This window comes from Azospirillum oleiclasticum (genome assembly GCF_013423485.1).
GTDB classification, from domain to species: domain Bacteria; phylum Pseudomonadota; class Alphaproteobacteria; order Azospirillales; family Azospirillaceae; genus Azospirillum; species Azospirillum oleiclasticum.
The window spans coordinates 368504-377514 of sequence record NZ_JABFFR010000007.1 but is presented as its reverse complement, the minus strand read 5'-3'; the positions used below and the strand labels follow the sequence as shown (position 1 = coordinate 377514).

General features: G+C 68.1%; 10 protein-coding genes. 7 read left to right on the top strand and 3 right to left on the bottom strand.

From position 1 onward, the window contains the following. Positions 1-151 precede the first annotated feature (151 nt). Positions 152-1102 (top strand): fumarate hydratase, encoded by a 951-nt coding sequence (locus HL658_RS11800; protein WP_180281864.1) that lies wholly within the window; start codon positions 152-154, stop codon positions 1100-1102. Continuing rightward, positions 1099-1767, top strand: a complete 669-nt coding sequence (locus tag HL658_RS11795) for a fumarate hydratase C-terminal domain-containing protein (protein WP_180281865.1) — start codon at positions 1099-1101, stop codon at positions 1765-1767. The genes HL658_RS11800 and HL658_RS11795 overlap by 4 nt, the downstream gene beginning before the upstream one ends. Positions 1768-1792: 25 nt before the next feature. On the opposite strand, the gene HL658_RS11790 is transcribed toward HL658_RS11795, so the two are convergent. The 3 genes from HL658_RS11790 to HL658_RS11780 form a co-directional block, all read right to left on the bottom strand. Continuing rightward, positions 1793-3445 carry an alpha-amylase family protein gene (locus HL658_RS11790; RefSeq protein ID WP_180281866.1) on the bottom strand — a complete coding sequence of 551 codons (1653 nt, stop codon included), beginning with the start codon at positions 3443-3445 and terminating at the stop codon, positions 1793-1795. A 65-nt stretch (positions 3446-3510) separates the two neighbouring features. Next, a complete protein-coding gene (locus HL658_RS11785) occupies positions 3511-3834 on the bottom strand; it encodes a hypothetical protein (protein WP_180281867.1) in 324 nt (107 codons plus the stop codon). A 78-nt stretch (positions 3835-3912) separates the two neighbouring features. Then, on the bottom strand, positions 3913-4242 hold the full coding sequence (locus tag HL658_RS11780) for a YnfA family protein (RefSeq protein WP_180281868.1): 330 nt from the start codon (positions 4240-4242) through the stop codon (positions 3913-3915). A gap of 125 nt (positions 4243-4367) precedes the next feature. Between HL658_RS11780 and HL658_RS11775 the strand changes: the two genes are divergently transcribed. The 5 genes from HL658_RS11775 to HL658_RS11755 all read left to right on the top strand — a co-directional run bounded on the left by HL658_RS11775 (position 4368) and on the right by HL658_RS11755 (position 8996). Continuing rightward, positions 4368-5120 (top strand): sulfite exporter TauE/SafE family protein, encoded by a 753-nt coding sequence (locus tag HL658_RS11775; protein WP_180281869.1) that lies wholly within the window; start codon positions 4368-4370, stop codon positions 5118-5120. Between the two features lie 177 nt (positions 5121-5297). Continuing rightward, complete coding sequence (gene nifE, locus HL658_RS11770; protein WP_180281870.1) at positions 5298-6671, top strand: nitrogenase iron-molybdenum cofactor biosynthesis protein NifE; 1374 nt, start codon at positions 5298-5300, stop codon at positions 6669-6671. A gap of 5 nt (positions 6672-6676) precedes the next feature. Further along, positions 6677-8074, top strand: coding sequence for a nitrogenase iron-molybdenum cofactor biosynthesis protein NifN (nifN, locus tag HL658_RS11765; protein ID WP_180281871.1), 1398 nt, complete (start codon positions 6677-6679; stop codon positions 8072-8074). Then, positions 8053-8532: a nitrogen fixation protein NifX gene (gene nifX / locus HL658_RS11760; RefSeq protein ID WP_246337475.1), complete on the top strand. Its 480-nt coding sequence runs from the start codon at positions 8053-8055 to the stop codon at positions 8530-8532. Before nifN ends, nifX begins: the two co-directional genes overlap by 22 nt. Next, a complete protein-coding gene (locus tag HL658_RS11755) occupies positions 8529-8996 on the top strand; it encodes a NifX-associated nitrogen fixation protein (protein ID WP_180281872.1) in 468 nt (155 codons plus the stop codon). The genes nifX and HL658_RS11755 overlap by 4 nt, the downstream gene beginning before the upstream one ends. The last annotated feature ends 15 nt before the right edge of the window (positions 8997-9011 follow it).

The window sequence follows — 9011 nt, the reverse complement described above, 5'->3', positions numbered from 1 at the left end:
CCCCCGGCGGGAGAGGGAGGGACCCGCGAAGCGGGAGGGTGAGGGCCTTGGATTTTCCGAAGTCCCAGCCCTCACCCTTCCCACGCTTCGCGCGGGCCCCTTCCCTCTCCCGCCGGAGGCGGGCGAGGGAGGCCCACCGGAGGATCACACGATGCTGACCACCACATCCCGGAGCATCCCCGCGGCCTTGATCGAGGAGGTCGGGCAGGAGCTGATGCGCCGTGCCGCCATCGACATCCCGCAGGACTACCGCGACGGCATCCGCGTGATGCTGCAGGCGGAGGAGAACGAGCTGTCGCGCTTCGTGCTCCAGGCCATGCTGGAGAACTGGGAGGTGGCGGAGCAGGACCGCCGCGCCATGTGCGCCGACACCGGCCTGCCGCGCTATTACGTGAAGTGCGGCAACGAGGCGTCGGTCGAGGGCGGCTTCGTGGCGCTGGAGCGCGCGCTGCGCCGCGCCACCGCCAAGGCCACCCACGACATCCCGCTGCGCCCCAACCGCGTGCACCCGCTGACCCGCGTCGACCACAACAACAACGTCGGCATCCTGGCCCCGGAGATCGAGTACAGCTTCGAGCCCGGCGGTGACTGGATCGACATCACCACCGTGCACAAGGGCGGGCTGTTCGGCACCGATTACCGGATGCTGTTCCCCGGCGACGGGATCGACGGCATCAAGCGCTTCTTCCTGGACGCCATGATGCAGTTCGGCAAGCGCGGGCTGGCCTGCCAACCGGCCATCGTCGGCATCGGGCTGGGCGGGTCGAAGGACACCTGCATGGTGATCGGCAAGCAGGCGGCCTGCCTGCGCACCGTCGGCGACCGCAACCCCGACCCCAAGATCGCCGCGCTGGAGCTGGAGCTGAAGGACCTCGGCAACAACATCGGCATGGGGCCGATGGGCTTCGTCGGCAAGTCGATGGTGGTGGACTGCCACATCGAGGTGGCCTACGCCCACACCGGCGGCATGCCGGTGAGCGTCCACACCTTCTGCCTGTCGTCGCGGCGCGCCTGCGCCCGCCTGCATCCCGACGGCAAGGTGGAGTTCCGCACCGACCCCACCTGGTTCACCCCCCACCATCGCCGGGAGACCGTGGAATGAGCACGCTGAAGGAAGTGCGGCTGACGGTTCCCGTGCAGCCGGAGGATCTGGAAAAGCTGGAGCTGGGCACCGTCGTCTATCTGGACGGGGTGATCTACACGGGCCGCGAGGGCCTTTACAAACGCATCCTGGACGAGGGGCACGCCCCGCCGGTGGACCTCGCCTCCGTCTCCAACGTCAACTTCCACTGCTCGCCCGCCGCAAGCGTGAACGAGGACGGGACCTTCAACGTCGGCGCGGTGACGGCGACCGCCAGCTTCCGCTTCTCCCGCTGGCTCCCCCGCTGGTTCCCGCTGTCCGGCTGCAAGATCATCATCGGCAAGGGGGGCATGACGGAGGAGGATTACCGCACCCACTTCGTGCCGAACGGGGCCGTCTACCTGACCACCGTCGGCTACGGCACCGGCGCCCTGCTCGGCCGCGGCATCCGCCGCGTCGCCGCCTGCCACTGGCTGGAGGAGCTGGGCATCGCCCAGGCCATGTGGGTGTTCGAGGTGGAAAAGCTCGGCCCCTTCCTGGTGGAGAGCGACCTGAAGGGCAACGGCCTGTTCGACCAGTCCACCCGCGAGATCAACGAGCGGGTGGAGGGTCTCTACGCGGGGCTGAAACCACCGGCGCTGCGGCGTTACGGCGAGACGACCTCGCGGACGGACGACGTGATCTGATGTGAGGGGGGAATCCCCCCCTCCCTCACTCCCGCAGGTGATCCCCCCGCCCCAGCCGGAACCAGCGGTAGCCGTAGGGTTCCAGGGTCACATGGTGGCGTCCCGCCTCGTCCGGATCGCTGTGGTTGTCGGAGAGGACGTTGACGAGCTGGTCGGTGCAGTCCTTCTCGCCCGGTTCCAGGACCGCCTTCTTCTCCTCGCCGGCGAAGTTGTGGACGACCACCAGCGCGTTGTCGCGCCAGTCGTAGCGCAGCGCCAGCAGCGCCGGATCGCCGGTGTCGAGCAGGCGGTGGGTGCCGAGCCCGATCTCGGGGCATTCCTTGCGCATGCGCATGATGCGCTCCATCCAGTTCAGCAAGGATTCGGGATCGCGGCGCTGGCGGGCGACGTTGATCCGGCGGAAGCCGAAATCCCCGTCGTCGATGACCGGGTGCACCGGTTTCTCCGTTGTGGTGAAGCCGCCCTGCGGATCGCCCGACCACTGCATCGGCGTGCGACAGGCATCCCGTTCGGGCAGGTTTAGATCCTCGCCCATGCCGATCTCGTCGCCGTAATACAGCACCGGCGTGCCGGGCAGCGTGAACAGCAGGCTGTAGGCCAGCTCCAGCCGCCGCCGGTCGCCACCCAGCATGGGGGCAAGGCGACGGCGGATGCCGCGGCCGTAAAGCCGCATGGACGGGTCGGGGGCGAAGGCCTCGAACACCCGGTTGCGCTGCTCCTCCGACAGCCGGCCCAGATCCAGCTCGTCATGGTTGCGCAGGAAGATGCCCCATTGGGCGGTGTCGGGCACCACGTCGCGGGTGGCCTTCAGCATCGTCGCCACCGGACGCGCATCACCGGTGGCGAAGCCGTAGAACAGGCGCTGGTTGACCGCGAAGTTGAACATCATGTGCATGCGGTCACCGTCCCGGCCAAAGAACTCGGCCGATTCCTCCGGCGGGACATTGGCCTCCGCCAGCAGCACCACGTCGCCGCGCCGCCACTGGGCGAAGGCGCGGAAGTCGCGGAGCATGCCGAACTGCAGCTCCTGACCCGTCACGTTCGCGCCTTCCCGCATGATGATGAAGGGCACCGCGTCCATCCGGAAGCCCGACACGCCGAGCTGGATCCAGAAGCCCATGATCTTCAGGATCTCCTCCTGCACCGCCGGGTTCGCGGTGTTGAGGTCGGGCTGGAACTTGTAGAAGCGGTGGAAGTAGTAGGCCTGCGCCTGGTCGTCCCAGGTCCAGGTCGTTTCCTGCACGCCGGGGAAGACCATGCCCTCGTCGGCGTTCGCCGGCTTCTCCTTGGACCACAGGTACCAGTCGCGGTGGGAGCTGTCGGGCGAACTGCGGGCGCTCTGGAACCAGGGATGCTGGTCGGAGGTGTGGTTGATCACCAGGTCGATGATGATCCGCAATCCCCGCACCGCGGCGGCGTGCGTGAAGGCGACGAAGTCGCCCAGCGTGCCGTAGCAGCGGTCGATGCTGTAGTGGTCGACGATGTCGTAGCCATGGTCGCGCCGTGGCGAGCGCTGGAACGGCATCAGCCAGATGGTGGTGACGCCGAGCCCCTGGAGATAATCGAGCCGTTCCTCCAGCCCGTGGAAATCCCCGACCCCGTCGCCGTTGGAATCGAGGAACGAGCCAACGGAAAGGCTGTAGACGATCGCGTTCTTGTACCAGATGTCGCTGAACATGCGTGCCCTCCCCTGTCCCGACGGAGAACAGGCGAAGCGGCATTCCGCTCCGTCACGGCTGCGTTTCAGTCCGTGCTCTTGGCGCGCCCGAAGGTGGTGAGCAGCGCACTCTTGCCGCGGCGGCCGCGGCGGCGTGCCTTGGCCTTGGTGTAGGCGCGGTCGGCGATGTCCTCGCGCACGTCGCCTTCCAGCCGGTTGAACACCGCGCCCGCCTGCTTCAGGTCGGCGGCGCTGCGCGAGGAGATGGCCCGGTCCAGCGCGCCGCCGATGGTGCGGAATTCGAGGACACCCGGAACGGCTCCCTCACGCACGGCTTCGGCGAGGATGGTCGCCGCTTCGACCGTGAGGTCGTCCAAACCGCCGCTGTCGTCGCCGGATGGCTGAGCCATTCGCTTCCTTCCCCCACAATTTGGCCATCATACGGCCATTCCCGGCCGGGCGGAACCCGGGCATGGACCATGAGGCGCTCACGCTCCACGCGGCCCCCACAGGATCAGGGCCACGCCCGACAAACACAGGGTCGCCCCCACAAGGTCCCAGCGGTCGGGACGCATGCCCTCCACCGCCCACAGCCACAACAGGCTGGCGGCGATGTAGACGCCGCCATAGGCGGCAAAGGCGCGGCCCGCGAAATCCACATCCACCCGCGTCAGCAGCAGGGCGAACAGCGTCAGGCTGGCGATGCCGGGCAGCGCCCACCAGGGCGACGCCCCCAGCCTCAACCATGCCCAGAAGGCGAAACAGCCGGCTATCTCGCCGAGGGCGGCCAGCGCGTAGACCGCGATGGTCGTCGTCATGCGTGAACATCCTTTCTGCCATGCATCCTATCGGCGCAGAAGGAGGCTTCCGTCGTTGGATTGGCGGATGATAGGGATGAGAAACTGGTGTGATGAGATGACGATCGCTGAAAGGACCGCGCCGCATGAGCATGCCCGACCTTCTGCTGATCGCGGTAGCGGGAATCGTCGCCGGGGGCGTCAACGCCATTGCCGGCGGCGGCATCTTCTTCATCTTCCCCGCCATGCTGGCCGCCGGGCTGCCGCCCATCACCGCCACCGCATCCAGCGCCATCGCGGTGTGGCCGGGCCACGCCGCGGCCCTGCCGGCCTACGCCGACCGGCTGGCGGCGCTGAAGCCGGGGCTCGGCCGACGTCTGGCCGTGGCGATGGCCGGCGGGCTGGCGGGGGCGCTGCTGCTGCTGTGGACGGGGGACCGGGCCTTCGCCCGTCTCATCCCCTGGCTGCTGCTGCTGGCGACGCTGCTCTTCGCCTTCGGCCCGCGGCTGCGCGCGCTGATGCCGGGGGAGCTGGGGCGGACCGGCGCCGCGGCCATCGCTGTGGAGCTGGCCTTCGCGGTCTATGGCGGCTATTTCGGGGCCGGGCTGGGGGTGCTGCTGATGGCCTGCTACGCGCTGCTCGGGCACGACGACGTGCACGACGCCAACGCGCTGAAGAACCTCGTCGCCTCCGTCATCACCGCGGTGTCGATCGCCACCTTCGTGCTGTCCGGGGTGGTGGCGTGGCCGGCGGCCCTGGCCGGGCTGGTGGGGGCGGTGGCTGGCGGCTGGCTGGCCGCCCGCTGGGCGCGGCGCGTGCCGGCCGTCTGGCTGCGCCGCGGGGTGATCGCCACCGGCGCGCTGCTCACCGTCCATTTCTTCCTGCGCTTCTACGGCTGACGACGGGTGTCGGGAAGGCGACAGGACCAAGCGCCATTGTCGCCTATCGCACAGCCCGACACCGGACCGCTCTTCCATAGGAATCAATGCGTTGGCGTGCATGCCCCGGGTGGCACGTCCCGTGCATCGTCGTGTTCGGCGGGCCGTCCGCCATCGACGCTCACGCGGGAGACGGGCATGCTGCAGGACAAGGTGCAGGAAGTCTTCAACGAGCCCGGCTGCGCCAAGAACCAGGCGAAGTCGGAGAAGGAGCGCAAGAAGGGCTGCACCAAGGCGCTGAAGCCGGGGGCCGCCGCCGGCGGCTGCGCCTATGACGGGGCGATGATCGCGCTGCAGCCCATCGCCGACGTCGCCCACCTCGTCCACGGCCCCATCGCCTGCCTGGGCAACAGCTGGGACAACCGCGGCTCCAAGTCGTCGGGCCCGCAGACCTACCGGATGGGCTTCACCACCGACCTGTCGGAGCTGGACGTCATCCACGGCGGCGAGAAGAAGCTGTTCAAGGCGATCAAGGAGATCATCACCCAGTACGACCCGCCGGCCGTCTTCGTCTATCTCACCTGCGTCCCCTCCATGATCGGCGACGATGTGGAGGCGGTGTGCAAGCACGCCTCGCGGAAGTTCGGCAAGCCGGTGATCCCGATCAACGCGCCGGGTTTCGTCGGGTCCAAGAATCTCGGCAACAAGCTGGCCGGCGAGGCGCTGCTGGAGCATGTGATCGGCACCGAGGAGCCCGAAGTCAGCACCGACACCGACGTCTGCATCATCGGCGAATACAACCTCGCGGGCGAGCTGTGGCAGATCAAGCCGCTGTTCGACGAGATCGGCATCCGGCTGCTGTCCTGCATCTCCGGCGACGCCCGCTACCACGAGGTGGCGCGGGCCCACCGCGCCCGGCTGACCATGGTGGTCTGCTCCCAGGCGCTGGTGAATGTCGGCCGCAAGATGGAGGAGCGCTGGGGCATCCCCTATTTCGAGGGCTCCTTCTACGGCGTGTCGGACATGTCGGACACGCTGCGCACCATGACCCGCATGCTGGTGGAGCGCGGCGCGAAGAAGGAGCTGATCGACCGCGCCGAGGGTGTCATCGCGCGGGAGGAGAGCCGCGTCTGGCGCCGGCTCGAGCCCTACAGGGCGCGCTTCGACGGCAAGCGCGTGCTGCTCTTCACCGGCGGCGTCAAATCCTGGTCGATGGTGACCGCATTGGAGACCGCCGGCCTGACCATCGTCGGCACCTCCACCAAGAAGTCCACCAAGGAGGACAAGGAGCGCATCAAGAAGGCGAAGGGGAAGGAGTTCCACATGTGGGACGACCTGAAGCCCCGCGACATCTACAAGATGCTGCGCGACAGCGAAGCCGACATCATGCTGTCGGGCGGCCGGTCGCAGTTCATCTCGCTGAAGGCCAAGGTGCCCTGGCTCGACATCAACCAGGAGCGGCACCACGCCTACGCCGGCTACGACGGCATCGTGGCGCTGTGCGAGGAGATCGACAAGACGCTGTCCAGCCCCATCTGGCGCCAGGTGCGCCTGCCCGCCCCGTGGGAGTGAGCGCCATGAGCCACATCCAGCGTTTCCCCACCACCGCCAAGGCCTGCTCCGTCAACCCGCTGAAGATGAGCCAGCCGCTGGGCGGCGCGCTGGCCTTCCTCGGCATCGACAACTGCCTGCCGCTGTTCCACGGCAGCCAGGGCTGCACCGCCTTCGGCCTCGTTCTTCTGGTCCGCCATTTCCGCGAGGCGATCCCGCTCCAGACCACCGCCATGGATCAGGTGGCCACCATCCTCGGCGGCTACGAGAACCTGGAGGAGGCCATCCGCAACATCGACGAGCGGATGAAGCCCGCCCTGATCGGCGTCTGCACCACCGGGGTGACCGAGACCAAGGGCGAGGACATGGCGGGCGCCTACGCCACCTTCCGCCAGCGCAACCCCAAGCTCGACCCGCTGAACCTCGTCTTCGTCAACACGCCCGACTTCGCCGGCGGGTTCGAGGACGGCTTCGCCGCCGCGGTGACCGGGATCGTCGAGACGCTGGCCCAGCCGGTGCCGCTGACCGTCAAGGGGCAGGTCAACATCCTCGCCGGCTGCCACCTGACGCCGGGCGACGTGGAAGAGCTGCGCGAGATCGTCGAGAGCTTCGGGCTGAACCCGATCATCCTGCCCGACCTGTCCCTGTCCATGTGCGGCCGCCAGCCCACCGATTTCGCCCCCACCTCGCTCGGCGGCACGACCATCGAGCAGATCAAGGCGATGGGCGCGTCGGAGATCACGCTGGCCATCGGCGAGCACATGCGCGTCGCCGCGGCGGCACTGGAGCTGAAGACCGACGTGCCGACCGCCTTCTTCGACCGGCTGACCGGGCTTGAGGCGTCCGACCGCTTCATCCGCACCCTGTCGGAGATCTCCGGACGGCCGGTGCCGGCGCGGCTGCGCCGCCAGCGCGAGAGCCTGGTCGACGGCATGCTGGACGGACACTTCTTCTTCAGCCGCAAGCGCATCGCCGTGGCGCTGGAGCCGGACCTCCTCTACGCCGTCACAGGCTTCCTCAACGACATGGGCGCCGATGTGGTCGCCGCCGTGTCGCCAACCCAGGCCCCGGTGCTGGAGAAGATCCGCGCGCGCACCGTGCTGGTCGGCGACCATTCCGACGTGGAGGCGCTGGCGAGCGGCGCCGACCTCATCGTCTCCAACAGCCACGGGCGCCAGGGTGCGGCGCGGCTGGGGGTGCCGCTGCATCGGATGGGGCTGCCGATGTTCGACCGGCTGGGCGCCGGGCTGACCGTCAATGTCGGCTACCGCGGCACGCGGGAGACGCTGTTCGCCATCGGCAACCGCTTCCTCGCCGCCGAGATGGATCATGACGCGCACGGGCACGACCACACGGACGGCGACGAGCATCACCACCAGGACGGCGGCTGTGGAGGCGGGTCATGCGGATGCAGCGCCGGCTGAGGCTGGTCGACACCGACGACCAGCTGCGCAAAGGAGGCCCGCGCAAAGGAGGAATGATGAAGGTCGCTTTCTGCACCCAGGATCTGAAGACCCTGGACGCCCATTTCGGCTGGGCCAAGAACATCATGATCTACGAGGTCAACACCGACGGCTATGCACTGGTGGAGACCTGCCAGTTCGGCGGATCGATGTTCGAGGACGGCAACGAGGACAAGCTGGTCCCGAAGCTGGAGGCGATCCACGACTGCGCCATCGTCTATCTGTCGGCGATCGGCGCCTCGGCCGCAGCCCGCGTGGTCGCCAAGAAGATCCATCCGGTGAAGGTCGATACCCCCGAGCCCATCACCGCCCTGCTCGACCGTCTGGTCGAGACCATCAAGGGCAACCCGCCGCCCTGGCTGCGCAAGGCGCTGGCGAAGAACGAACCCAAGACCATCGATTTCGACGACGAGGAGTGACGCCCGTGGCCGACGTGACCGTGGCGGAAGATCTGGACCAGATCTTCCTGAAGAACCTGACCCTGCTCTACCGCGCCGAGGACACCTACGGCGCCTGGGAGGGCAAGAGCGACGAGACGGTGCTGGCCCCCTACATCCTCGACAAGGAGGCGCGCGCCGCCCTGCCCATCATCGGCGACCCGGACCCCGACGTGCTGTGGCGGCTGGAGCTGTTCTACAAGGCCGTCGGCATCACCATCGAGAAGCTGACCGGCCTGATGGCCTCCCCGATCATGAAGATGAGCCACGAGGGCTTCGGCCGCATGGTGCTGACCACCGGCCGTCTGGTGGTGGTGTCCAAGCATCTGCGCGACGTGCACCGCTACGGCTACCCGTCCATCGAGAAGCTGTCGTCGGAAGGGGCGAAGGTCGTGCGCGAAGCCGTGGCCCTGATCGAGAAGTTCCCCGAGCCCGCCAATCTCTGAGCACCCTTTTCGAGG

Excerpts from the sequence above, each read along its gene's own strand:
- HL658_RS11800 (WP_180281864.1), top strand. The coding sequence starts at position 152 with ATGCTGACCACCACATCCCGGAGCATCCCCGCGGCCTTGATCGAGGAG.
- HL658_RS11795 (WP_180281865.1), top strand. The coding sequence starts at position 1,099 with ATGAGCACGCTGAAGGAAGTGCGGCTGACGGTTCCCGTGCAGCCGGAG.
- HL658_RS11790 (WP_180281866.1), bottom strand. The coding sequence starts at position 3,445 with ATGTTCAGCGACATCTGGTACAAGAACGCGATCGTCTACAGCCTTTCC.
- HL658_RS11785 (WP_180281867.1), bottom strand. The coding sequence starts at position 3,834 with ATGGCTCAGCCATCCGGCGACGACAGCGGCGGTTTGGACGACCTCACG.
- HL658_RS11780 (WP_180281868.1), bottom strand. The coding sequence starts at position 4,242 with ATGACGACGACCATCGCGGTCTACGCGCTGGCCGCCCTCGGCGAGATA.
- HL658_RS11775 (WP_180281869.1), top strand. The coding sequence starts at position 4,368 with ATGAGCATGCCCGACCTTCTGCTGATCGCGGTAGCGGGAATCGTCGCC.
- nifE (WP_180281870.1), top strand. The coding sequence starts at position 5,298 with ATGCTGCAGGACAAGGTGCAGGAAGTCTTCAACGAGCCCGGCTGCGCC.
- nifN (WP_180281871.1), top strand. The coding sequence starts at position 6,677 with ATGAGCCACATCCAGCGTTTCCCCACCACCGCCAAGGCCTGCTCCGTC.
- nifX (WP_246337475.1), top strand. The coding sequence starts at position 8,053 with ATGCGGATGCAGCGCCGGCTGAGGCTGGTCGACACCGACGACCAGCTG.